Raw genomic sequence first — 25067 nt, 5'->3', positions numbered from 1 at the left:
GGGGGTAAGAGGGTATGATGGCAGGATTTTCTGCCAAGGCGAGTAGGCAAAACATGTATCGCGCAACGGCAAGACTTGCCACCGAATAAGCCCCTGTCATGCTGAAACTTCCTACCCTCCTACCCCCATACCTCCTACCCTATCAGCTACGCGGATGAAACTCGGTGATGACCTGCCGCAGAAAGTCGCGGTCCAGGTGGGTGTAAATCTCCGTGGTGGTGATGCTGGCGTGGCCCAGCATTTCCTGCACGGCACGCAGGTCGGCCCCGCCTTCAATCAAATGTGTGGCGAAAGAATGGCGCAGCGTGTGCGGGCTAATGGTTTTGCGCAAGCCGGCCTGCTCGGCCAGCTTCTTAAGAGTAGTGAACACCGTGATGCGGGAGAGCGGCCGGCCGTTCTTGCTCAGGAACACAAAATCTTCGCTGCCGGGCTTGATATCGAGGTGGCCGCGCACGCCGCTGAGGTAAAAGTTGAGGTGCTTAAGAGCTTCGCGGCCCACGGGCACGAGGCGCTCCTTATTGCCCTTGCCCACCACTTTCATAAAGCCTTCGTCGGCGTAGATGTTGCTCAGGCGCAGGTCGCAGAGCTCGCTCACGCGCAGGCCGGAGGAGTACAGCACTTCGAGCAGGGCGCGGGAGCGCAGGCCTTCGTCGGTGCTGAGGTCGATGGCGGCCAGCAGCTGCTCTACTTCGGGGTAGCTGAGGGTATCGGGCAGGTGGCGGCCGGTTTTGGGGGCTTCGAGGGTGTCGGTGGGGTCGAGTTTCAGCAGGTCCTCCATGATGAGGAAGCTAAAAAACGCCTTCAGGCCCGAGAGTGTGCGGGCCTGCGAGGTGGCGCTCAGGCCCAGTCCCTGCAGCGTAGCCAGAAACTCGCGCAATACTTCGGTGCTCACCTGCGTGGGGCCGAGGTGCAGCTTCTGCATGATGAGAAACTGCTGGAGCTTGCTGATGTCGCGCACATAAGCCTCCACTGAGTTGGGCGAGAGGGATTTTTCGAGGCGCAGGTAGCCGTCGAACTGTTTGAGGGCTTGGGGCCAGGTCATGGAGTTGGGGTTACGAGGCCCAAAGAACGGGTGTAGAGACGCGATACTTCGCATCTTGGCGTCCGAGCAGTTCGGTAATCGCACCTCATTGTTCGGGCATTATTCAATGCGGAGACGCGAAGTGTCGCGTCTCTACACCCGTTCTTTGATGCTTCAAGACTTCCAACATGGACATCCTCATCCTCAACGGCCCCAACCTCAACCTGCTCGGCCGCCGCGAACCCGGCATCTACGGCAACCGCTCCTTCGAAGACTTTTTCCCCGAGCTTGAGGAAGCCTTCCCACAGGTGAAGCTCACGCACTTTCAATCCAACCACGAGGGCGCCATTCTCGACAAGCTGCATGAAGTCGGCTTCATTTACCACGGCATCGTGCTCAATGCCGGGGGCTACACCCACACCAGCGTGGCCCTGGCCGATGCCGTGGCCGCCATCAGCGCGCCCGTGGTGGAGGTGCACCTTAGCAACCTGCACGCCCGCGAGGACTTCCGCCAACGCAGCTTCCTCGGCCGGCACTGCGCCGGCAGCATCAGCGGCTTCGGGCTGGAAAGCTACCGGCTGGCCGTGCAGTGGTTCGTGAACCAGACGCCCAGGCGCGTCGGGTTTCGGGTGTAGTCTGAACCACGGATTCGGCGGATTTTTCGGATGAATTGAATTTTGTAGACGGTAGTTGTCTGCGACCTTTGCAGGCCGCAACTTTCCGGCCGGCTACACGCTTTCGCAAGCGTCCGCGCCAAGGCCGGGGCTGTGGCTCCCTGGGCGAAATGTCGCCTACGCAATCTGATTCATCCGAAAAAAACCGCCGAATCTGCGGTTCAGACATATGTACACCTTCAATCCCGGCCCTTCGGCCGTATATCCGGCCGTTCGGCAGTACCTCACCGATGCTTTTGATGAGGACTGGCTCTCGGCCGGGCACCGCTCCGAAAAAGTCATCAGCCTGGTGCGTCAGACCGTGGCCGACCTCAAAGCTAAGCTCAACGTGCCGCAGGACTACACCGTCCTGTTCACCGGCTCGGCTACCGAGTGCTGGGAAATCCTGACGCAGAGCCTCACGCCGCGTCGCTCGTTTCATATTTACAACGGCGACTTCGGCGAGAAGTGGTATAAGTACGCCAAGGCCATCCGGCCGGCCAGCACAGGCCTGAGCTTCGGTATCGACGAACTGCCCGACATTGCGAGCCTGCCCTTCGCCCCCGACGATACCGACCTGGTGTGCATCACCCAGAACGAAACCAGCACCGCCACCCAGCTGCGCGAAGGCTTCATCCTGAACCTGTATAACCGCCTCGGCGGGGCACTGCTGGCCGTGGATGCCACCAGCTCGCTGGCCGGCCTGAACCTGAAATACATCAAGGCCGATGTGTGGTTCGGCTCGGTGCAGAAGTGCTTCGGATTGCCGGCCGGCCTGGGCGTCATGCTTTTATCGCCCCGCGCCGTGGCCCAGGCCAAGCTTGTGAACGACCGCGCCCATTACAACGCGCTGCCCGCCCTGCTGAGCCAGATGCTGAACTACCAAACCAACTACACTCCCAACGTGTTGGGCATTTACCTGATGAGCCGCGTGCTGGCCGACCGCGAGCCCATCAAAACCGTGGCCCAGCACCTGGCCGAGCGCGCCGAGAAACTCTACGCCTTCTTCGAGCAGGCCACCCCCCTCTCGCCCCTCGTCCACAACTACGAAACCCGCTCCACCACCGTCATCGGCCTGCGCGGCGAGGCGGGATTGATTGAGGAAATTAAAGCCAAAGCCAAGGAAGCCGGCCTGCAGCTGGGCAGCGGCTACGGCCCGCTCAAAAACACCACCATCCGCATCGCCAACTTCCCCGCCGTGCCCGATGCCGCTATGGAGGCGCTGGTGCAGTTTTTCGCGAAGGAATACCCGGGGTAATGTTCATTGGCATACACAACGGCTGTCATCCTGAGCGCAGCGAAGGACCTTGTCGCGTTTGCGCCGTTTGACATACTACAAAACATCCACCGGCGATAAGGTCCTTCGCTGCGCTCAGGATGACAAACGCCCTACCCATGTTCTCCCTCCAGCAAATCTTCTCCGTCACGCTCACGCTGTTCGCGGTGATTGACATCGTGGGCTCCATCCCGATTATCATCCAGATTCGGCAGCGCGAGGGGCAGATTAAGGCCGAGCTGGCCACCTTCGTGGCGGGCTGCCTCATGGTGGCGTTCCTGTTTCTGGGCCAGAGCATCCTGCGGCTGTTTGGGGTCGATAATGAGAGTTTCGCACTGGCCGGCGCGGTCATCATCTTCCTTATCGGGCTGGAAATGATACTCGGCATCCAGCTTTTTCACTCCGACCTCACGGCCAGCACGGGCTCCATTGTGCCGCTGGCGTTTCCGCTCATCACCGGGGCCGGCACCATGACCACGCTGCTCTCGCTGCGCGCCGCCTACTCGCTGCCCAACATCTTGGTCGGCATCCTGCTCAACCTCGTGTTTGTGTACGTCGTGCTCAAAACCAGCGCTTGGATTGAGCGCCAGCTCGGCAAAGCCGGCGAAGACATCCTGCGCCGCGTGTTTGGCGTGATTCTGCTGGCCATTGCCATCAAGCTGTTCAAAGCCAATTTTTAATGTAGGGACTTAGTGTTTTGGGGACTTAGGGACTTGGTGATGGTCAATGAAACATTGCTGAGAAAACCAAGTCCCCAAGACCCCAGGTCCCCAAGTCCCTAATATGATTCACCTGTTCACCGACGGCTCGGCCCGTGGCAATCCCGGTCCCGGCGGCTACGGCGCCATTCTGCGCTATGGCCCTCACGAGAAGGAACTTACCCAGGGCTTCCGCCGCACCACCAACAACCGCATGGAGCTGCTGGCCGTAATAGTCGGCCTCGAAGCCGTGACCCGCCCCGACCTGCCCATCCGCGTCGTGTCCGACTCCAAGTACGTGGTCGATGCCGTGGAGAAAAAGTGGGTTTTCGGTTGGGAAAAGAAGCCTGACTTCGGCAAAAAAGCCAACGAGGACTTGTGGCGGCGCTTCCTGCGCGTCTACAAGCAGCGCAAAGTCAGCTTCCACTGGATAAAAGGCCACGCCGGCCACGCCGAAAACGAGCGCTGCGACGTGCTGGCCGTGCAAAGCGCCCTGGGCAAAGGCCTGCTGGTAGATGAGGGCTACGAGGCTATCGAAGCCACCAAGTCGCTGCTGTAGCCGTTTCATGTCCAACGACTACTTCCAGTTCCAGCAGTTCCGCATCGAGCAAGCTGCTTGCGCCATGAAGGTGAGCACCGATGCCTGCCTGCTGGGCGCGGCCGCCGACCTCACCCACGCCACCCGCTTGCTGGATATTGGCACCGGTACCGGCCTGCTGGCCCTCATGGCCGCTCAGCGCCACCCCACTGTCGAAATTGAAGCGGTGGAAATTGATGCTGCCGCAGCTATTCAGGCAACAGCAAATGCGGCAGCCAGCCCGTGGGCAGGGCGCATTCGGGTGCGGGCGCTGAGTTTGGCGAAGTTTGAGACTACACACCCCGCGCCTTTTAGCCACATCATCTGCAATCCGCCGTTTTTTCGGCAGTCGCTGCGCTCACCGGATACGGCGCGGAGCACCGCCCGGCACGAAGATGCCGCGTCGCTGTCTTTCGAAGCCTTAGCAGCTTTTGCGGCGGAGTTTCTGCTGCCATCGGGCTTGCTCACCGTGCTACTGCCGCCGCCCGAGATGCGGGCTTTTGAGCAGGAGGCGGCCGCCGTTGGCCTGCACCCGGCTACGCGGCTGGTGGTGCGCCACCGGCCCGGCAGTAAGCCGTTGCGGCACATCACCGGCTTTCGACGCGCGGCAGCAACGGTGCGGGAAAAGGAGCTGATTATTCGCACGGCAGAAAATGACGCGGAATATTCGGCGGCGTTTCGGGCACTGCTGGCGGGGTTTTACCTGGCACTGTAGCGCGGACTCGCAGAATCCGCGCTACAACCCGCTATGTCAGCCCGGCGAGCAGGCCCAGCTTTTCGCGGTGCAGGCTGTCGAGCAAATCATTTTCCAGTGAACCAAACTCACTGGCCGCATAGTGGCGCTGCACGCGCCCATCCACCAGCACCGAGATTTCATCGCAGGTTTCGGTGAGGGCACCCAGGATGTGCGAGGTGAGCAGAATGCCCGTGCCCCGGTCGCGCAGGCGCTTCAGAATGGCCTTCAGCAGCAGGTTGGCTTCGAGGTCCAGGCCATTGAAGGGCTCATCGAGAATCAGGTAGTCGAACTGCTGCACTAGCAGCGCGAGCAGGGCCAGCTTCTTGCGCATGCCAGCCGAGTACTCATCGGCATACTGGTCGAGGGGTAATTCCAATAGTTGATTCCAGCCGGTGAAATCAACCACCGGCCGGCCCCGCGCCTGCAGGCAAAACTCCAGGTACTCGCGCCCCGTGAGGCGCGGGTAGAAATAGGGCTCGTAGGGCAGCAGGCCGCATTGCTCCCGCACCGCCGGGCCCACCGTATTATGAACGGTGCCGGCGAAGTCATTTTCCAGCCCGTAAAGGCAGTTGATGAGCGTGGTTTTCCCCGCGCCATTGGCTCCCACTAGGCCGTGGATGGTGCCGGGCAGCAAGCTCAGGCTGAGGTCGTGCAGCACGACGTGTGAGCCGTAGGCTTTGCGCAGGTTCTTGATTTCAAGCATGGTTTTCGGTTTGTCCTAGCACAGCGCGCAACCGCCGCCGGCTTTGCCAGATGAGGCCGCCAACCGCCACCAGCAGCAGTACCGGGTACACCGGATGAGCAAATAAGGTAAGCGCCACGCCCACTACCAGCGCCTGCGTGGTGCGAATGTGCGAGGCGTTGGGGTAAAATGCGTATTTGGTGAGCATGAGCAGGGCCACCAGCCCCAGCCAGAACGCGGCCACCGCCACTGCGCCGCCCACGCCCGCCGGCCCCGTCGCCAGGAGCCAGAAAAATGGGGACGCCGTGAGCGCAGCATAGCTCACGCCCAGCCCCAGCCGCCGCCGCAGAAACTGCCCCGGTGCGCGCGCCGCCAGCACCAACATGGTCACCGGCTCGGGCGTGCCGTAGCAGGCCAGCAGCACCAGCAGCCATGCCACCAGCGCCACGCCCGGCCCCAGCGGCGAGCCGTGCTGCCACACGGCCCCGGCCAGCAGCACCGGCCAGGCCCAGAGCCCGCCGCCGCGCAGCCCGCTCACCCACTCAAAGGCCTCGCTGCGAAACAGGCTGCGGGCGCGGTGTTGTGTACCGCGGCTGTCGCGGGCTGCGGGCAGCAAGGCCGCCGTAGCGGGCAGCACCAGCGTCAGCAGGGCTGCGCCCCAGTCTTTGAAAACGGCCAGCACCGCTGCTAGCGGTAGCGCCAGCAACAGGTACTCCACGGCCAGCCAGCGTCGAAAGTACGGCGCGCTGATGAACAGAAAGCGTAAGTCGGCCCGCTGCCGGTGGGCCGCTGCCAGCGTCAGGAACGTCAGAAATGGTATGGCCCATTGGCCCTGCGGATGCGGGGCCGCCAGCACCAGCGCCCGGCCTCCGGCCGTCAGCAGCACCGGGGCCAGCAACGCCAGCCGCAACGCCCCAATTTCGCGCAGCAGCCGGCCCAGTAGACGGACGCGCAACCGTGAATAGGCCCGAAGTTGCATCATGCGCCAAAGTAACGCCCGCCGGGCGTCAGCTATTGCAGCGCCAGGCCCGGGCGGCGGCGTAGGTACGGAATGCTTAAACCGTTGCCGTCGCCAGTTCCTCAGCGTAACTGGCAGCCGACCCCCGGCTATCAATCTGGCAATCACCCTATCCGGCAGCCGATTAGTACGCTGCCCGGTATTATTTTCTACTCAAAACTCCGTATCTAGCTGCCGATTTCCACTTTCAGCCGGTACTTATGATAAAAAACCCTACCCCTACAGCGCTTCAGTGTGCGCGGTCCGTTTTAATGCTGTGCCTGATGGGGCTTGGCAGCCTGACGGCCCGGGCGCAGGCCCCTGCCAACGACGACCCCTGCGGCGCAACTGTCCTCACCCCGCAAGGCAGCCTTTGCGCGGCGGCCACCACGGCTACCAACCAGGGCGCCACTACCACCGTGCCAAACGGCTACACCAATACCGGCAGCCCCAAAGACGTGTGGTTTAAGTTCACGACGGCAGCCAGCGGGCCGGCCAGCTTTGGAGCCACCGTGACGGTGACGGGCAACCCGGCCGGCTTCATTCAACTGTTTGCCGCTGCCAGCGGCTGCACTGGGCCGTTTTCCCTTATTGATTTCAGCCCGAACCCACTGAGCAGCGGCGCCCCCAACACGGCCGCTCAGCGCCTGACCACGGGTGTGCTCATACCCAACACCACCTACTACCTGCGGGTAGCGGGCTTCACCGATGCTGACCTCACCGGGGCATTCACCATCTGCGTGGCCGATGGGCCGGGCCTGCCCACCTGCGGCGCGCCCACCCTCGGCACGCCCACGTATGCCTCGACCACCACGGCCACTATTCCGCTCACGCTCGGGGCCAACAACACCTGGCCCGTGGCGGTGCTCGTGACCGGCCCCAACGGCTTTAGCCAGACCACCACGGCCGCGGCCTCGCCCATTCAGCTGAGCGGGCTGACCCAGGGCACCACCTACACCGTGCGCGTGACGGCTCCCTGCGCCGCCAGCGGCCAGACGGCCCCGGCGGTCACGCGCAGCATCAGCACGCCCACGCGCTATTGCAGCACCGGGCTCGGCGGCAGCTGCGGCTTCTCTAACATTACCGATGTAAGCATTGCGGGCACCACGCTTACCAACACCTCCCAGTCGCCGGCCTGCACTACGGGGGGCTACACCAACTTCCCGGCCGCCAGCCCCACCACGGCCACGCTGCAACCGGGCACCTCGTATTCGCTCAGCGTGAAGACGGCAAATGTTAGTGCAACCGACAATGTGGCGGCCTGGCTCGACTTCAACCAAAACGGTGTGTTTGAGGCCAGCGAGAGCATTATGCCCGCCAGCGTGACCAGCGCCAATATTACCCGGACAGTTTCCTTCACCATCCCCCAAACGGCCCTGGCCGGGCCCACGGGGCTGCGGGTGCGCTCGCTGGCGTCAAGCTTTTCGGGGCTGGGCACCGGGGCGGCCTGCACCAGCCTCATCGGCGGCGAAACCGAGGACTACACCGTGACCCTGACAGCCCCGGCCGGCTGTGCCGCACCCACCGGCCTCGTCATCAGCAACCTCACCGCCACCACGGCCACCCTGAGCTTTACGCCCGTGGCCGGGACCGTGAGCTACACGGTGACGTATGGCAGCTACATTGGTATTGGCAACACATCCATCTACACGCTGCTCGTGACGGGGTCGCCGGTGCAGCTCACCGGCCTTATTGCCAGCGGCAGCAGCAGCGCGACCGTGGTGGCCAACTGCGGGCCGGGCTCGGCCTCATCTCCTGCAACGGTAGGATTCGTGACGCCGCCGGGCGCCCCCGCCAACGATGATTGCGCCAATGCCATCCTGCTGGTCACGGGCATCAGCCCGCTGCCCGTGAGCGGCAACTCCAACGGCGGCACCGTGGCGGTGCCCGCGCCCCCAGTGCCCACCGCCGCCTGCACCGTGCCCATCAATCAGGACGTGTGGTACCGCTTCGTGGCCACCGGCCCGGCCCACAACGTGGTGGTGGGCATCGACGACCGGGGCAGCATTCTGGTTGATGCCTTTGCCGGCACCTGTGCCGGCTTCACGCGGCTGGCCTGCACGCGCCACCTCGCCAATGCCGCCGGCAACCAAAACGCCACCCTCACGCTGCCCCTTACCAACTTGACGCCCGGCCAGACCTACTACATCCGCATTGGCCAAGAGCTGACCACGGCCTATGCGTGGCCGTATGAAATATCGGTGCAGCAGCCTAACTCCGGCTACTGCGTGGGCAGTCACGGCATTACCAGCACAACCTGCCCTGCCCCCAGCCTGACCAGCGCAGCCATTGCGGGCACCACGCTCAACAGCGTGGCCCCGGCCTGCCAACCGGGCTCCGCCTACGTCGAATATGACCCTTCCGGCTCCGGCACGGCCACGCTGCTGGCGGGCACCACCTACCAGCTGCAAACCACCGCGGGCAGCGGGCCAGCCGACATCGGGCTCTGGATTGACTATAACCTGAACGCCGTGTTCGAGCCCGGCGAGTTTACGCTGGTGGGCCAGAACGTCACCGGCAACACCACGGTATCGTTCACGGTGCCGGCTTCAGCCACAGTGGGCGCTACCCGCCTGCGGCTGCGCACCACGGCCGCCGGGGCCGGCCTGGGCGCGGCCGATGCCTGCACGGCCTTTACCACGGGCCAAACGTCAGACTTCCGCATCACCATCGGGACGACGGTGCCCAATGGCTGCCCCACTCCCACCAACGTTAGCGTGACGCGCAGCACGGCCGGGCCCCTCACAGGCCTCACGGTAGCCTTCACGGCGGGCACGCCCAGCACTACTGGTACCACCATCACGGCCACGCCGACGGGCGGGGGCACGCCCATTACGGCCACGGCCGTGAGCTCGCCTTACACCCTCACCGGTCTGGCCCCCAACACTAGCTACCAGGTGTGCGTGGCCAGCACCTGCGCTGGAGGGGTTACGTCGCTGCCGCCGGTGTGCACCACGGCCAGCACCGCCCTGGCCACCCGGCCCGCCGCGCTGGCCGCCCTGGTGGGCCTGTTTCCCAACCCCGCCCACCGCACCGCCACGCTGGCCGTGCCCGCCGCCCTGCTCCACCAAGCCGCCGAGCTAACCCTGCTCAACTCGGTGGGGCAGGTGGCACGCCATATGATGGTGCCCGCCGCCCGCGCCGATGCCCAAGTGGCCCTTGACCTGACCCACCTGCCGGCCGGCCTCTACCTGGTGCAGCTAGCCACCGACCAGGGCCCGCTGGTGAAGCGCCTAGTGGTGGAATAGTTTCGGCTACTTTTTCCTTCGATTTTGTTGCTATCAAAACAGCCCTTCCGATGACCTGACTGGTCATCGGAAGGGCTGTTTTAATTGGTAACGATGACAGTTTGGGTAGTTAAAGGGCTGAGCTGACAGTGGCAGTGCTATTGTGCCTCCTCCTCATGGAAGTGGATGCCGTAGTCCGTGGCCAGCTCGTCCAGAATGGGCTCGTACAGGTCGGCATTCACTGGAATCAATACCCCGCGCTGGGGCACTTCGCCGCGCAGCAGGTGGCGCACGGCCATTCCCAGCGGCAGGCCCACGGTTTTGGCCATGCCGGTGTGGGTGGCGTCGTCGCCTTCCACGGCCAGCGACGAGGTGAGGCGGTGCGTGGTGCCGTGCAGCTCAAACTCGAAGAGGTGCTGCATCACAATCAGGTCGTGGTCGTGGGGTTGGAGCTGCCATTTTTCAGCCAGCAGGCGTTCCAGCAGCTGGGCAGGCGTGGCATAGGCGTGGCCCACGGGCCGGTCCGAAAACAGGCCCAGCCAATTCAGGCGGTCCATTTCTTCGCCAGTGGGGTTCAGGCCCAGGTAGGTGGCCGTGCGCTGGGCCAGGTCGAGATGGGGAATGAGCGAGGTGGGCAAATAGGCTTCCACCAGTTCGGCCCAGGTCATGGTTTCGGGGTTATCAAGGTTCACCGAATCATCCGTCAAACCCAGCCGCACTAACGCATGCCAAGCCGCAGAGTAGCCCGGCCGCCGCAGCGTACCTCGCAAAATGGTCGGAATATTCTCCAGCCCATACGGCGCGCGGTAGCTCAACGAATCCCGGTTGGCGTAGCCTTCAAAATCGCCGTATTCGGGCACCGTCAGCGTTTCGGTGCGGGCAAAAAGCTGCTGATACGGAATGAAGCGCGGCAAGCCATTTTCCAGGAATTTGGCCGTGCTCTGGCCCGCCAGCACCACGTTGCGCGGGTTCCAAGTGAACTTATATTTCCACGGATTGTCGCCTTCCGCCGCCGGGGCCAGCAGACCGCCGCAGTAGCTTTTGAAAGAGGTAATAACCCCGCCCCGCGCCCGGATGTGCGCGATGGCGCGCATGGCCGACATATGGTCGAGGCCCGGGTCCAGCCCGCATTCCATGAGCAAGGTCACGCCCGCGGCCACCGCGTCCTCGTGCAGCGCCCGAATCTCGGGGCTCACGTAGCTGGCCGTGGCCAGGTGGCGGCCGTGGCGCACGCAGGCCCGCGCCACTACCGGGTGCAGGGCGGCCGGCAGCATCGAAATAACAGCATCAGCCTGGCTCACCAGCTCATCCAGTTGCGCTTCGTTATCGGTAGAAAACGGCACGGCCCGGGCGTATTCGGTGTGGGCGGCCAGCACCGGTACCAGGTGCGCCGGGTTCACGTCGGCCACGGTCAGGAACCAGTTTTCGGTGGGCGCGTGGCGCAGCAGGTATTGGATGAGGGACGAGGCCGAGCGGCCGGCCCCGAGGAGCAACAGGCGGGAAGTCATGCGGCAAAGATGGGGCCTCGGGGCGAAGACGGCGCGGGTGAAGTGGCAAACCCAGGCCGCCGGCCATAATTTTTTCCGGTCCCGGCGGCCCGCTTTCCTCCTACCCCAGCGTGTGCAGGCGGCGTAGCAGCTCGGCGTGGTAGGTTTCGCTCACGGGCAACACCTGCTCGCCCACCTGCACCAGATGGCGCACCGGGTCGAGCCGCTCGATGTAGTCGAGGTTGACAAAATAGCTGCGCTGAATCTGCACAAACCGGTCGGTGGGCAGGTGGCGCACCAGCTCGCGCAGCGGCATCCGCACCTGCACCACGCGCCCGGCCAGCACCAGGCGGCACGTTTTATCGCTGGCCTCCACGCTGCGAATGCTGTCGAGCAGAATCTTTTCGAGCAGTCCGTTTTCCTTCACAAAGAGTGCTGCCGACCGGCCTGCGGCGGCTTCGGTTGGCGCCGCCGCGGGTTCAGTTGGCGGGGCCATGAAGCCGTCCACGGCCAGGGCCATGGCGCGCTGCAGGGCGTCGGGGGCCACGGGCTTGATGAGGTAAGCGGCCGGCCCCAGCGGGCGGGCGCGGGCAAAGGTTTCGTCGTCGGCGCAGGAGGTCAGAAACAGCAGCGGCACCGGTCGCTGGGCTAGCAGCTCGGCGGCCAGCTCAATGCCGTCCATCGCCCCGCGCAGTTGCACATCGAGCAGCACCAAATCGACGGCCTCGGCCCGAAACAACGCCAGCGCGGTGCGGGCGTTGGCCGCCGGTCCCACCGGCTCGTAGCCCAGCCGCTGCAGGTGCAGCTCCAGCTGGTCGGCGTAGAGCGGTTCGTCCTCCACAATCAGCACTCGGATGGGTAAGGCGTCGGGCATGCAGCAAATAAGCAAAACAAAAACCGCCAGTGACGCCGGCGGGCCACAAAGCTACACCGTGTGGCCCGGCGCTAGGCCACGGCAGCGTGGGGTGTAGCTGCATCGGGCACCGAAAGCGCGGCAGGGCCCGCCGCAGCCGCCGGCAGGGTGAGCACCGCCGTAGTGCCCTCGCCCGGCTGGCTGTGCAGGGCCAGCCGGCCGCCTTGCACTCGGGCAAACGCCTGGCTAAGCCGCAGCCCCAACCCGGCCGCCCCCGAACGCCCGGAGGTGATGGGCGCCCCGCCCGACACACGCTGTAATTGCGTGGCCGTCATGCCCTCGCCGGTATCGCGCACTAGCAGGCTCAGCCCCCCGCCTGCGGCCGGCGCGGTCGCCAACTCGATGCGCCCCCCGGCCGGTGTGGCGCGCAGCGCGTTGCTGATGAGGTTGCGCAGTACGGTGCGCGTCATGTTGCGGTCGGCCAGCAGGTGGCCGCTGGCCTCGGGGGCCACTACCAGTTGCACGCCAGCGGCTTCGGCACTGGGCTGGTATAGCCCGGCGGCTTCGGCCAGCAGGTCGGCGGCGGCCAGGGGCTCGGGGCGGGGCGTAAGTTCGCCGCGCTGCGCCAGGGCCCAGCTGAGTAGGTTGTCGAGCAGGCCACGCAGGCCCTCGGCGGCTTGGCGCATGCGGCCGCCCAGGCGCAGCAGCCGGGCCGTGTCGTGGCGCTCCACATAGCTGGTGAGCAGGTCGGCTAGGCCGGTGAAGGCCACTACCGGGCTGCGCAAGTCGTGGGCAATGAGAGCGTAGAGCCGGTCTTGCTCGGCGCGGGTGGTGGTAAGCTCCTCGTTTTGGCGGGCCAGCAGGGCGCGGCTGCGGCGCAGGCGCCAGCCCAGTACGCCCGCCGCCAGCAGCCCGGCGGCCACAGCCAGTAGCAGGCCGCCCAGCCACCACAGGTAGCGCCGCTGCAGCTGGGTGCGCTGCGTGAGGGCCAGCACGCGGCTTTGCTGCCGCTCCGAGTCGAACTGCACCCGCAGGCGGGTAAGGTCCTGGCGCCGCTCGGTGGCCTGAATGCTGTCGAGCAGGGCCTGGCCGGCGCGGGTTTGCTGGTAGGCTTCGAGGCCCTGCCCGGTGGCGGCCAGGGCGGTGGCCAGGCTCTGGCGGGCCTGGGCTTCGAGGCCGGACAGGTGCAGCTGGTGGGCCCAGGCCAGCGCCGGGCGCAGCAGCTGCACGGCCTCGGCGGGGCGGTGGCGGGCGAGCAGCACGTCGGCCAGACTCAGCTGGTTCTGCGTTTGCCCGAAACGCTCGCCAAACCGCTCATACAGGCGCTGGGCGGCGCGGTGGTAATACTCGGCCGAGTCGTAGCGCTGGTGCTGGGCATACACCAGGGCCACGTCGCTGAAGCAGGAAGCCAGCTTGGCATCGGGCGGCAGGCGGCGGAAGGTGGCCAGCGCATGCCCGGCGTAGCGCAGGCTAAGCCGGCCCACGGAGTCGGGCGCGGGCAGGCCCGAGCGCTGCCACTCGTAGTACAGCATCGACAAATGGTTTTGCACCATGCCGATGTCGGAGGCCGATGCCGGCTTTTGCTGTTGCATACGGGCCAGGGCCTGGCGGAAATATTTTTCGCCCTCGGCAAAGTCGCGCTGCTGGTTGGCGATGCGGCCCAGGCCCAACAGCGCCAGCGACAGCAGCCGGCCGGCGCGGGGCTCGGTTTCGGCCACCCGAATGGCCTGCTGGTAAGAGCGGCTGGCGGCGGGCTCGTCATGCTGCACGTAGGCGGCCAGGGCCAGGGAGTTGAGCACGTACACTTCGCCCAGGCGGAAATGCAACTCCCGGGCCAGGGCCAGCCCCTGCCGGCCGTAAGCCTGCGCGGCGCGGGCGTCGCGGGTGGCGTTTTCCCAGCACAGCAGGTTGAGCAGCAGCACGCGGCTGGTATCGGGCCGGGAGGCGGCCAGGCGCTGGCGCAAGCTGTCGAGGCGCGCCTGGGCCGAGGCACCGAGCGGCAACAACACAAGCAGCAGGCAAACGAGGCGCTTCATAAATACAGCCGGACGAATGAAGCCCTAAATTTAGGAGTTGCCGCCCGCACTACCCAACGCCAGTCCGGCTTCGCGCCGCCCGCGGCCGGACTCACGGCGCAAACCGGCCAACTCGCGCCAAAGCAAGCTAAATGGGGTATTTCAGCCGGTAACTTGCCCGGCAAGCAGGCCACCCAGCCCGGCAGGCCGGCGGCTGGTCATCTCTTCACCTCTCCCTTTTTCGTCTTATGAACCCACGTTTTACTGCACTGCTTCGTGCCCCATGGGGCCGGGTGGCGGCCCTGGGCGCGCTGCTGCTCAGCGGGCCGGCGGCCCTGGCCCAGCTCAGCGGCACCTACACCATCAACGACGCACAGGCTACCGGCGGCACCAACTACGCCAGCTTTGCGGCGGCCGCCACGGCGCTGAACACCAACGGCGTGAGCGGGCCGGTGACGTTCAACGTGAGCGGTGGGCCTTACACCGAGCAGCTGCGCCTGCAGGCCGTCGTCGGCACCAGCGCTACCAACCGCATTACCATCAACGGCAACGGCCGAACCATTCAGTACAACGCCACGGTGCTCACCGAGCCGGCCGTCGTCACACTGAACGGGACGGATTACGTGACATTGAACAACCTAACCGTGGTGGCCACCGGCGGGGGCACGGGCTCCTACGGCTGGGGCATTCAGCTGGTGAACAACGCCGACAACGACGCGGTGAGCAACTGCACCGTGACCTGCGGCGTGACGTTCAACTGCGCCGGCATTGTGTCGAGCGGCAGTGCCTCGAATATGACCGGCACTGGCGCAACCACCAACCAGAACCTGAGCATTACCAACAACACCGTGACGGGCGGCTACTACGGCATTACGGCCGTGGGCAACTCCACCACCGCACCCACGCCGGGCATCGTTATCAGCAACAACACGGTGCGCGACTTCAACCAGTACGGCCTGTACGTGGGTTACGTCAGTGCCCCGCAGCTCATCGGCAACGACGTGGCCCGGCCCAATGCAACGTCCGTGTCGTCTTACTACGGCATCTACCTGACCTCCGGCGTGAGCGGGGCGGCGGTGGAAAAAAACCGGCTGCACACGCCTTTTGCGGCGGGCGCTACCAATAGCGCGGCCTTCGCCATTTATGTGAACACGACCACCGCCGCCACGGCCGCCGCGCCCAACGACGTGGTGAACAACCTAGTGTATGACATGGTGACGACGGGCAGCACCTATGGCATCTACAACGTCAGCTCCGCCTACTGCCGCTACTACCACAACACCGTCGACCTGGACATGCCTGCTAACACCAGCGGCAACAGCGCCTATGGCTTTTACCAGCTGACCGGGGCAAACGTGGAGTTCAAAAACAACGTGGTGCGCGTGAACCGCGGCGGCACCGCGCCGCAATACGCCATCTACCAGTCGCTGGGTACCACAGGCTCCACCGTTTCCGACTACAACGACCTGAACGGGCAGGGCCTCAACTTCATCACGGGCTACACCGCCAGCACCGCCTACCCGACCCTGGCCGCCTGGCAGGCCGCTACCGGCGGCCCCTACGACCTGAACAGCACCGCCGCCGAGCCTGGCTTCGAGAACCGTGCCACCGGCAACCTGCGCCCCACCGCCAGCCCGCTCGATGGCCGGGCCACCCCGCTGGCCCGCGTGCCGCAAGACGTGACCGGTGCCACGCGCAGCACCACCGCCCCCGATATGGGCGCTTACGAATTTACCGCCCCGGCCCTCGACGTGGCCCTGCTGCGCATCGACGCGCCGGCCTCGCCCGCTGCGGTGGGCAGCGGCCCGGTCACGGTCACCGTCCTCAACAACGGCAGCACCGCCCTCACCAGCGTGCGCCTCGAATACGTGCTCAACAACGGCACGCCGGTGGCCCAAACCTTCGCCCTGAGCCCGGCGCTGGCCCCCGGCGCCACCACCAGCCTCAGCTTTAGCACCACGGCCACGCTGGCGGCCGGAGCCAGTACCCTCACCGTGACGGCCAGCCTGCCCAATGGCCAGGCCGACAGCAACGCCACCAACAACAGCCGCACCACCACGGTGTACACGGCCCTGCGCGGCACCTACACCATCAACCAGCAGCTGCCCACCGGCGGCACCAACTTCGCCAGCTTCGCCGATGCTGCCACCCGCCTGAACGGCGGCGGCATCAGCGGCCCGGTGCGCCTGAACGTGCTGAACGGCCCTTACCAGGAGGCTTTTGTGCTGGGCGTAGTGCCCGGCGTGAGCGCCACCGACACGCTGGTAGTGGACGGCGGCAGCGCTAAGCAAACCATCAGCTTTGCCGGCACCGCTTCGCAGCAAACCGTTGTTTCGCTGCTCGATACCGACTACGTGACCCTGCAAAACCTGACCATCGACGGGTCGGGCGGTACTACGTTCAGCAACGGCGTGCAGCTGGTGGGCGCGGCCGAAAACAACCGCATTCAGGATTGCAACATCCTGGTGTCGTCCACCCTCACGTCGGGCAGCTTCGGCATCGTGGCCCTTAACCCGTTTGGCGCGCTAGTGCCCCCCGGCAACGCCAACAACCTGCGCCTCGAGCGCAACGTCATCAGCGGTGGCTATGGCTCCATTCAGATTAACGGCCTGTCGACGACGAACCGCGTGGCCGGCCTGCGCATCAGCGGCAACGACCTGCGCGACTTCTACCAGCGCGGCATTGAGCTGTCATCGAGCACCGGCGCCCGCCTGCTGGCCAACAACATTTCCCGCCCCACCCGCACCAGCAATTTGACCACGTTCTACGGCATTTACTGCATCGGCAACGTGAGCACGGCCATTGAGCGCAACCGCATTCACGACCCGTTCACAACGACCGTTACCACCGGCGCCTACGGCATTTACTACATCAACAACAGCGGGCTGGCGGGCCAGGAAAATGACGCGGTCAACAACATCATCTACAACTTCAACGCAGCGGGCCAGGACTACGGCATCTACAATGCGTCTTCGTCCTACTGCCGCTACTACCACAACACCATCTCGTTCGACAACACGGCCAACGCCGGCAGCATCAACTGCTACGGTTTTTACCAGGTCACCGCTTCGACCAACATCGACTTCCGCAACAACCTGATAAGCATCACGCGCGGCGGCACGGGCAGCCGCTACGCCCTGTATTTCAGCACCACTACCTCGTCCATCCTTTCCGATTACAATGATTTGTACCTCGGCACGGGCACCGGCTTCTACACCGGTTACTACTCCACCAACCAGGCCACGCTGGCCAACTGGCAGGCCGTGAACAGCAGCGCCTACGACCAGCACAGCTTCCAGACCAACCCGCAGTTTACGGCCGCCGCCACCGGCAACCTGCTACCCACCGCCATCGGCCTCGATGCCTCGGGCACGTCGGCCGTGCTCACGCGGGTGCCGCGCGACATTGTGGGCGTGCAGCGCGGCAGCACCCCCGACGTAGGCGCGTTTGAGCTGACCGTGGTAGCCAACGACGTAGCCGTGGTGAGCATTGATGCCCCTGTCACGCCCGCCGTGCTGGGCGCCAACCCCGTCACGGTGACCATTCGCAACGGCGGCACGGCCGTGCTGACGTCTGTCACGCTGGCCTACGCCATTAACAACGGCGCCACCCCGGCTACCAACCAGCAAACCTTCAGCGGCTTGAGCCTGGCCGCCGGCGCCACCCAGCAGCTCACGTTCAGCACCGGCGTCACCCTCACCCAAACCACCAGCTACACGCTCACCGTGACCGGCAGCCTGCCCAATGGCCAGCCCGACGGCAACGCCGCCAACAACACGCAGACGGTGACGTTCGACCAGCCGCAGCTGCTCAACGACGAGCCCTGCGGTGCCGTGGCCCTCACCGGCCAGGTCAGCAGCACCAACGCCAACGCCACCACCAGCATTGGCGGCGGCCTGGCCAACGCGCTGCCCACCTGCGCGGGCAGCCAGGCCCCGAAGGATGTGTGGTTTACTTTCACGCCCAGCAGCAGCAGCTTCACGCTCTACACCAGCGGCACGGCCGCCGGCACGGTGCGCGTGTTTTCGGCCACCAGTTGCTCGGCCGGTTTCGCGCAGGTATTCTGCCGGGCCAGCGCGGGCTCCAACCAAAACGTGGGCAACGTAGCCATTACGGGCCTCACCGCCGGGCAGCGCTACTACCTGGCCGTGTCGGGCTACAGCTCGAACGATGCCGGCGGGCCGTTCACCCTCGGCCTGAGCCCGCTCAGCACCCGCTCGGCCCTCGACGCCCTGGTGCGTCTCTACCCCAATCCCGTTACTGGCGGCGAATTCACCCTTGAAGTACAAGGCCTTGCCCCCGCCGCCGGCACCGTGGCCTTGTACAACGCCCTGGGCCAAACCGTCCGCACGCAGGCGCTGGCCGCTGGCACCCAACAGCTGGCCACCCGCGGACTGGCCCCGGGCCTTTATACCCTGCGCGTGCAGCAGGGCACCGATGTGCTGCTGCGCAAGGTGGTGGTTGAGTAATTAGTCATTACGCAACCGGTTGCCGACGTTCCGGCCCATTCGTTTGGGCCGGAACGTTGTGCTTTAAGCAAAATCGTTTGCCCGGCCGGTTGGCAACTTAAGCAAAAGTGCGGCAACCGTATTACCTTCGCCGCCCCCTAATCCCATCCGCATGGCCCGCAATTCCCGCCAGCAGCTTATTGACTTCGATGAGCTGGACGCCGCTACCGACCTCACCCCCGCTGAGCACACCACCTGGCAGGCCGCCCGCGATGCCACCGCGCACGCCTACGCCCCCTATTCCGGCTTCCATGTCGGGGCCGCGCTGCTCCTCGCCGATGGTACCCTTTTCAAAGGCACCAACCAGGAAAATGCCGCTTATCCCAGCGGCCTCTGCGCCGAGCGCACGGCCCTGTTTGGCCTGGCCGCCGCGCAGCCCGGCCACGCGCCCATCGTGGGCATGGCCGTGGCCGCCCGCCCCCGCCACGGCAGCTTTGGCCCTGCCCTTCCCTGCGGTGCCTGCCGCCAGGTAATGCTGGAATACGAAAGCCGCCAGGGTCAGCCCATCCCCCTGCTCCTGCCCGGCCGCGATGGTACCATTCTGCGCTTCAGCACGCTCAGCGCCCTCATGCCCTTTTGCTTCTCCCCCGACGACCTGCCGCCCGTTGGGTAGCCAGTCGTCGGCCCCACGGTTTCATGGAGCGCCATATCACCGTTGCCCGTACCGCCCGCTACCAGCAGCTGGGCATTTTATCATCCCAAACGCGGCGTGTTTGGTTCGTCTGCCACGGCTACGGGCAGCTGGCGGCGTATTTTGTTCGCCACTTCGCTTTTCTGGCCGAAGCCGACCCGGCCACCGTCATCATCGCCCCCGAAGGCCTCTCGCGCTTCTACCTCAGCGGCAACGGCGGCCGCGTAGGCGCCAGCTGGATGACCCGCGACGACCGCCTGCACGAAATCCAAGACCACGTCAACTTTCTCAACCAGCTGGCCGCAGCTGTGCTGGCCCAATGCCCGCCCGATGTGCACGTGACGGTGCTGGGTTTTTCGCAGGGCACGGCCACCGTGGGGCGCTGGCTGGCGCAGGCGGCGTTCCGGCCCGCGCATCTCATTCTCTGGGCCGGTGGCTTTCCTGAGGACCTTGCCCCCACCGCCGCTAGCAAACTTCTGAAAGGCCTGCTGCTTACCATCGTCATCGGTACCGCCGACGAGTACATTTCAACCGCCCAGGCCGAGCAGCAACACCAGCAGCTACAGCAGTTCGGAGCCGCAACCCGGCTGCTCACTTTCGCCGGCAGGCACGAGCTGAACCGTGCCCTCCTGGAACAGTTGGCCGCGGTGAGAAAATAACAAAGCCCCACCGCATACGCTTTTGCGCAGCCGCGGGGCTTTTCTGTTTGCAGCAGATTACTTCCGGTTAATCGTCGTGGCCGCGCCCTGCGCCCCGGCCAGCACCAGCACCTCGGCAATGGTTACGTGCGGCGGCCGGGTCACCATAAACACAATTACCTCGGCAATATCCTCCGGCTTGAGCGGCTCGAAGCCCTCGTACACCTTTGCCGCACGCGCCTCATCACCTTTAAATCGCACCTGCGAAAACTCGGTTTCCACGGCTCCAGGATTTACTTCGGCCACCCGCACGCCGGTGGGCAGCAGGTCGAGACGCATGGTTTTGGTGAGCATTTGCACCGCGGCTTTGCTGGCGCAGTACACATTGCCGTTGGCATAGGCTTCCTGCCCGGCAATGGAGCCTATGTTTAGAACGAAACCCGTTTTGCGGGCCGTCATGCCCGGCAGCAGCGCGTGGGTCACGTTCAGCAGGCCGCGCACGTTGGCATCCAGCATCTCATCCCAATCGGCCGGGTCGCCGGCTTGGATGGGGTTCAGCCCATGCGCTCCGCCGGCGTTGTTCACCAGTACATCCGGCGCCCGCAGTGCCTCAGGCAATGCTGCCACGGCCGCATCCACGGCCGCCCGGTCGCGCACATCGAACGTGAGCACGTGCACCTGCACCGGGGCCAGCTCCGCTACCAGCTCATCCAGCCGTTCGCGCCGCCGCCCAGTCACCACCAATTGGTAGCCGGCCTTGGCCAGCGCCACCGCCGTAGCCCGGCCAATGCCCGACGAAGCGCCGGTTATAAAAGCAGTTTTCATATAGTTTGAAATGAAAAGTCGGCATTGAGTAGTCAACTGCCGGAACCACATGGTCCAACATTTGGCTACCCAATACCGACTACAAGTAAATCAGTTTTGAATGTTGATGTACAGCGTCACCGAATTGGTGCTGATGCTTTGCAGGCTATTACTGAATACATCATTGTGGCCCACGAGCAGGTTTTTCAGCCCGTGCGAAAACCGAATTTCCGGGGCCAGTTTAAACAGCGGGTAGAACAGGTCCAAGCCCACGCCATACTCCAGCGTCAGGTCGCTGCCGAGCGCCTGAAGCTGATTACGCAATGGGTCGCTGCGGCGGTTGCTGGCCGTGAGGCTGGGGCTGATGCCCGCAATCATGTACATCCGCGAGTTGCGCCGCCGGTCCGACTGGTACTTAATCAGCAGCGGAAACTGCACCACCGTCGAGGTCACTTCCTGCGTAACTACTGAATCCGGCACTGGGTAATTTCGCGGCGTAAATTCCACTTTCCGCGTCAGGAAATTAACCCCCGGCGCAAAGCGAAAAATAAACGGCGAGCGAGGCCCGCCAATCCGCGCGTCGCCAATAAAACCCACCCCCAAACTTGGGCTGTAGATGGAATTGGCCGTCACGTACTGGTTACTGATATACGAGCTCGACTGCTCAATCACGAACCGCGAAGCCGAGCCGCTGATGTACATGCCCGGATGAAACCACCGGTCGTCGTAGCCCGGCAGATTATTCACCGTGATGGATTTGAGCGTGCCGTTTTTGCCCCGGTTAGCCCGCGACTGGGCTTTGCGCTGCGCCATTGCGGCCGTGGGCAGCAGCAGCGCCAGCACGCCCAGCAGCAGCAAGCGCTTTATTTCTGCGCGGTGTAAATGGAGCTTATGCCGAAGGTGAGTGGTTGCCATGCAGGTTCTTTGAAGCCAACTTTGGTCAGTATAGCCAGGAAATCGGGGCCGTCGGGGAAGGCCTGCACCGATTCGGGCAGGTACGTATATGCTGACTGGTCCTTGGAAATCATCTTGCCAAAAACCGGCAGCACCCGACTGAAATAAAAATTATAGGCTTGCTTGAGCGGGAAAGCGGTTGGTTTGCTGAACTCCAGCACCACCAGCTTGCCGCCGGGCCTAAGCACCCGCCGCATTTCGGCCAAGCCTTTTTCTAAGTGCGCAAAATTGCGCACGCCAAACGAGGCCGTCACCGCGTCGAACTCGTTGTCTCCAAACGGCAGGTTTTCCGAGTCGCCGAGCTCCAGCTGAATGCGGTTGCCCAACCCTTTGGCAGCAAGCTTGCGCCGTCCTACCTCCAGCATCCCTTCCGAAATATCGACGCCCGTTACCTGGGCATCGGGCGCGGCCGCCCGCAGGGTTTCAATCGCGAAATCGGCGGTGCCGGTGGCAATGTCCAGAATGCGGGCCGGGCGCAGGGTTTTCAGCTCGTCCACCGCCTTGCGCCGCCAGTAGATGTCGGTGCCGGCACTGAGGAAATGATTGAGAAAATCGTATTTGCCCGCGATGGAGTTAAACATCTGGGCAACCTGCGATTTCTTATCGGCGGAATTGTCTTTGTAGGGTACGACGGCCATGTGCGGGCGCAAAGAACGTTAATGAAGCAGGAAAATTGTTCTCCCCCAACGCCCAATTGGGCTGGTTTGTTAGCAGGCGCCGCCAGAAAAGAATAGCGACACTTTTGAACGCTTGATAATAAAAGCGGGCCGGACAAATTGCCCGGCCCGCTTCCCAACTTAGTAGGCTGAACGATAATTAGTTCTTGCCTTTTACTTTGGTTTTTTCGCCGCTGGCGTCTTTGGCTTTGGCGTCGAGTTCACCGTCTTTGGTGATGGTCTTCGATTTGTCGCCGGCCGAGCCTTTGGTTTTCACCTTCACTTTGTCCGAGTCCTCATCCACCTTGGTTTTCACCTTGGTGCCGTCGGCCATCTTCACTTTGCTCTTGCCTGGGTTCAGCGGAGCAGTCGTGGTCGTGGTGGTGGTCGAGGAACCGCTCATGCCCGTGCCCGTACCGCTGGTCGGAGCATTCATGGTCGGCATGGTTTCGCCTTCCTTCAGCACCACCTTGAACTCATCGCGACGGTTAAGCTGCATGTTCTCAGGCGAATCGTTCGGCGCTGCCGGACGACGCTCGCCGTAGCTTACGGTCGTCATACGGGCCTCGGCAATGCCTTGCTTCTTCAGGTAGTTGAAGGCGGCGTTGGCGCGGTTCTGGCCGAGTACCATGTTGTACTCGTCGGTGTTACGCGAGTCGCAATGGCCTTCTACCGAGATGTTGATGCCGGGGTTAGCCGTCAGCACCTGGCTGATTTCATTCAGGGTCTTAATCGACTCCGGACGCAGCTTGTACTTGTCAGTATCGAAGTAAATGTTCTTGGTAGCGAACATATTCACCGCCGACGTATCTACGAAGTTGATGTAGAAATTCTTCGTGATAGTCGTCGAGTCGTTCGTCGAAACCGGCACGGCAAATTCCTGCGTCTCAATCGGCTTGCCGTCCTTGCTCACGGCCACTTGGTAGGTACGGCCCGAAAGCACGGCTACCTGGTAAGCACCATCCGGCTTGGTCACGTCGCGGAAGCTCAGGGCCGTTTTATCAGCCTGCGAACCGCTGAATACCAGCTCCACACCCGGAATCACCGTGGTGCTGTCTTTCGACGAGAACACCTTACCAACGATGTTGGCGTTCTTGATGTAGTTGATGGTGTAGATGTCCTTTTCCCCGTAGCCACCAATGCGGTACGAGCTCAGGTAAGCATACGAGCCGTCGGGGCTCAGGCGGTAGTAGGAGTCATCATCCGGCGTGTTCACGGGGTAACCCATGTTCTGGGCCGGGCCCCACTTGCGGCCAGCCTCGTCGTACTCCGACTTGAAGATGTCGTAGCCGCCCATGGTGTTGTGGCCGCGCGACGAGAAATACAGCGTTTTGCCGTCCTTGCTTAGGTAAGGGCTGTCGTCGTCGTACTTGGTGTTGATGTTGGCACCCAGCGAGCGGGCCGTACCCCAGTCCGAGCCCGTGGAGGTGCGGGTAGCAGTGTACAGGTCCAGCGTGCCGTCTTCCGAGTATTTGCCGGTCGAGAAGTAGATGGTCAGGCCGTCCGGCGTGATGTAAGCATCCGACTCAAACGCTTTCGAGTTGATGTTGCCATCCAGAGGCTTGGGAGCCGTCCAGTCGCCGCCGCTCTTATCCGTCACGAAGATGTCGCCGTTGTTGTCGTTGCGGTACATCAACATTTTGGTATCGTTGTCGAACAGCTGAATCGAGGCGTCGTGGCCTTTGCCGTTCAGCACACCGCTCAGCGAGCGGGGCTTCTGCCAGTTCTCGTCATCTACGCGGGTGGCTTCGAAGATGTCTTCGTAGTACTCACCGTCGGCAGCAACGCTTTTGTTTTTCTTGTCGCTCACGCTGCCGCTGGCACCGGTCACGCTCTCGCCACGCGAGGTGAAGATGAGGATTTTATCATCCGACGAAATCACGGGGCTGTGCTCCGAGAACTGCGTGTTGATGGTAGGACCCAGGTTTTTTACAAAGATGTCTTTGGGCGAGTTGAATTGTACCTTGGCATTCTTGCTGTGCTGAATGAGCTGGGCCAGTTCTTCTTTACGCTGGTCGTTTTTCTTCAGCGTTGCGTTGTAAGCCTGGAAGTGGGCCACGGCCTCGTCGAAGTTGTAGTTGAGGTGGTCAACGCGGCCGAGCCAGTATTCCACGTCCTTCGAAACCTTCGGCTTCAGCTTCTGCGCTTTGTAGATGTAGTCGCTGGCCTTCTCCTTGTCGAACGACATATAGGAGATACCGGCGTTGAACAGCGCTTTGGCATTGTTCGGGTCTTTGGCCAATACCTTTTCGTAGTAAGGCAGGGCCGCGCGATAGTTTTCCTGCTCGAAGAACTTGTTGCCGGTTTTCAGGTCCTTACGCGTGCTTTGCGCCTGTGCCGGGGAGGCGATGGTGGCGGTGAGGGCAACGGCGCACGACGCTTGCAGTAACCTTCTGGATAAGTTGTCCATTGGAGGAGAGGTTTGAAAAAAAGAAATTTCTGAAGGGATTGTAAGAGCAGAATGCGCCGCCGGAAGCAGCCGCAGAAAACTATATTTTGGGCTTATACTGAAAAACCACGATAGGGTTAGGCTTTAATGCACATTTGCGCAGAAGGTAACCGATTACAGGGCCGAAAAGCCCGAACGACGCCGCGTCAGGGCAGCGCCAATGGCGGGCAAAGATAGGCTGTTTGCTTACGAAAAGCGGTTTTTG

19 protein-coding genes are annotated in these 25067 nt (G+C 63.4%); 9 read left to right on the top strand and 10 right to left on the bottom strand.

Annotated elements, in window-relative coordinates; genetic code table 11:
* Positions 1 to 142: 142 nt before the first annotated feature.
* Positions 143 to 1042 (bottom strand): site-specific tyrosine recombinase XerD, encoded by a 900-nt coding sequence (gene xerD, locus I7X13_RS02045; RefSeq protein WP_198068113.1) that lies wholly within the window; start codon positions 1040 to 1042, stop codon positions 143 to 145.
* Positions 1043 to 1209: 167 nt separating this feature from the next.
* Between xerD and aroQ the strand changes: the two genes are divergently transcribed.
* The 5 genes from aroQ to I7X13_RS02020 all read left to right on the top strand — a co-directional run bounded on the left by aroQ (position 1210) and on the right by I7X13_RS02020 (position 4940).
* Positions 1210 to 1656: a type II 3-dehydroquinate dehydratase gene (gene aroQ, locus I7X13_RS02040; protein WP_198074158.1), complete on the top strand. Its 447-nt coding sequence runs from the start codon at positions 1210 to 1212 to the stop codon at positions 1654 to 1656.
* A gap of 208 nt (positions 1657 to 1864) precedes the next feature.
* Positions 1865 to 2932, top strand: a complete 1068-nt coding sequence (locus I7X13_RS02035) for an aminotransferase class V-fold PLP-dependent enzyme (protein ID WP_198074157.1) — start codon at positions 1865 to 1867, stop codon at positions 2930 to 2932.
* A 137-nt stretch (positions 2933 to 3069) separates the two neighbouring features.
* The gene (locus I7X13_RS02030; protein ID WP_198068992.1) at positions 3070 to 3630 is read left to right on the top strand and encodes a MarC family protein; all 561 of its coding nucleotides are present in this window, start codon (positions 3070 to 3072) and stop codon (positions 3628 to 3630) included.
* A 103-nt stretch (positions 3631 to 3733) separates the two neighbouring features.
* Positions 3734 to 4207: a ribonuclease HI gene (rnhA, locus tag I7X13_RS02025; protein ID WP_198068110.1), complete on the top strand. Its 474-nt coding sequence runs from the start codon at positions 3734 to 3736 to the stop codon at positions 4205 to 4207.
* Between the two features lie 7 nt (positions 4208 to 4214).
* Positions 4215 to 4940, top strand: a complete 726-nt coding sequence (locus tag I7X13_RS02020) for a tRNA1(Val) (adenine(37)-N6)-methyltransferase (protein WP_198074156.1) — start codon at positions 4215 to 4217, stop codon at positions 4938 to 4940.
* Positions 4941 to 4971: 31 nt separating this feature from the next.
* Here I7X13_RS02020 and I7X13_RS02015 read toward each other — a convergent pair whose 3' ends face one another.
* Both I7X13_RS02015 and I7X13_RS02010 read right to left on the bottom strand, forming a co-directional pair.
* Positions 4972 to 5664 carry an ATP-binding cassette domain-containing protein gene (locus tag I7X13_RS02015; RefSeq protein ID WP_198074155.1) on the bottom strand — a complete coding sequence of 231 codons (693 nt, stop codon included), beginning with the start codon at positions 5662 to 5664 and terminating at the stop codon, positions 4972 to 4974.
* A complete protein-coding gene (locus I7X13_RS02010) occupies positions 5657 to 6625 on the bottom strand; it encodes a hypothetical protein (RefSeq protein ID WP_213019003.1) in 969 nt (322 codons plus the stop codon). The genes I7X13_RS02015 and I7X13_RS02010 overlap by 8 nt, the downstream gene beginning before the upstream one ends.
* Before the next feature lie 299 nt (positions 6626 to 6924).
* Here I7X13_RS02010 and I7X13_RS02005 point away from each other — a divergent pair, with 299 nt between their 5' ends.
* Positions 6925 to 9888: a GEVED domain-containing protein gene (locus tag I7X13_RS02005; protein ID WP_198074153.1), complete on the top strand. Its 2964-nt coding sequence runs from the start codon at positions 6925 to 6927 to the stop codon at positions 9886 to 9888.
* A gap of 137 nt (positions 9889 to 10025) precedes the next feature.
* Here the strand turns inward: I7X13_RS02005 and I7X13_RS02000 are convergent, their stop codons facing one another.
* The 3 genes from I7X13_RS02000 to I7X13_RS01990 all read right to left on the bottom strand — a co-directional run bounded on the left by I7X13_RS02000 (position 10026) and on the right by I7X13_RS01990 (position 14243).
* Entirely contained in the window at positions 10026 to 11375 is a 1350-nt protein-coding gene (locus I7X13_RS02000; protein ID WP_198068105.1) for a saccharopine dehydrogenase family protein, read from the bottom strand.
* A 100-nt stretch (positions 11376 to 11475) separates the two neighbouring features.
* Complete coding sequence (locus I7X13_RS01995; RefSeq protein ID WP_198074152.1) at positions 11476 to 12228, bottom strand: LytR/AlgR family response regulator transcription factor; 753 nt, start codon at positions 12226 to 12228, stop codon at positions 11476 to 11478.
* Between the two features lie 71 nt (positions 12229 to 12299).
* Positions 12300 to 14243, bottom strand: a complete 1944-nt coding sequence (locus I7X13_RS01990) for a sensor histidine kinase (protein ID WP_198074151.1) — start codon at positions 14241 to 14243, stop codon at positions 12300 to 12302.
* 227 nt (positions 14244 to 14470) lie between these two features.
* Between I7X13_RS01990 and I7X13_RS01985 the strand changes: the two genes are divergently transcribed.
* The 3 genes from I7X13_RS01985 to I7X13_RS01975 all read left to right on the top strand — a co-directional run bounded on the left by I7X13_RS01985 (position 14471) and on the right by I7X13_RS01975 (position 20020).
* Entirely contained in the window at positions 14471 to 18691 is a 4221-nt protein-coding gene (locus tag I7X13_RS01985) for a beta strand repeat-containing protein (protein WP_198074150.1), read from the top strand.
* A gap of 151 nt (positions 18692 to 18842) precedes the next feature.
* Positions 18843 to 19343: a cytidine deaminase gene (locus I7X13_RS01980; protein ID WP_198074149.1), complete on the top strand. Its 501-nt coding sequence runs from the start codon at positions 18843 to 18845 to the stop codon at positions 19341 to 19343.
* 23 nt (positions 19344 to 19366) lie between these two features.
* Positions 19367 to 20020, top strand: a complete 654-nt coding sequence (locus I7X13_RS01975) for an alpha/beta hydrolase (protein WP_198074148.1) — start codon at positions 19367 to 19369, stop codon at positions 20018 to 20020.
* Between the two features lie 57 nt (positions 20021 to 20077).
* On the opposite strand, the gene I7X13_RS01970 is transcribed toward I7X13_RS01975, so the two are convergent.
* The 4 genes from I7X13_RS01970 to I7X13_RS01955 all read right to left on the bottom strand — a co-directional run bounded on the left by I7X13_RS01970 (position 20078) and on the right by I7X13_RS01955 (position 24823).
* Positions 20078 to 20824 (bottom strand): SDR family NAD(P)-dependent oxidoreductase, encoded by a 747-nt coding sequence (locus I7X13_RS01970; RefSeq protein WP_198074147.1) that lies wholly within the window; start codon positions 20822 to 20824, stop codon positions 20078 to 20080.
* Positions 20825 to 20914: 90 nt separating this feature from the next.
* Entirely contained in the window at positions 20915 to 21661 is a 747-nt protein-coding gene (porT, locus tag I7X13_RS01965) for a type IX secretion/gliding motility protein PorT/SprT (RefSeq protein ID WP_198068098.1), read from the bottom strand.
* A gap of 5 nt (positions 21662 to 21666) precedes the next feature.
* On the bottom strand, positions 21667 to 22395 hold the full coding sequence (gene ubiE, locus I7X13_RS01960) for a bifunctional demethylmenaquinone methyltransferase/2-methoxy-6-polyprenyl-1,4-benzoquinol methylase UbiE (RefSeq protein ID WP_198074146.1): 729 nt from the start codon (positions 22393 to 22395) through the stop codon (positions 21667 to 21669).
* A gap of 178 nt (positions 22396 to 22573) precedes the next feature.
* Positions 22574 to 24823, bottom strand: coding sequence for an OmpA family protein (locus I7X13_RS01955; RefSeq protein WP_198074145.1), 2250 nt, complete (start codon positions 24821 to 24823; stop codon positions 22574 to 22576).
* Positions 24824 to 25067 lie beyond the last annotated feature (244 nt).

The sequence above is a fragment of the Hymenobacter negativus genome, from assembly GCF_016056375.1.
Classification (GTDB): domain Bacteria; phylum Bacteroidota; class Bacteroidia; order Cytophagales; family Hymenobacteraceae; genus Hymenobacter; species Hymenobacter negativus_A.
The sequence above is the reverse complement of the archived record's forward strand: the minus strand, read 5'-3'. Positions and strand labels throughout refer to the sequence as shown.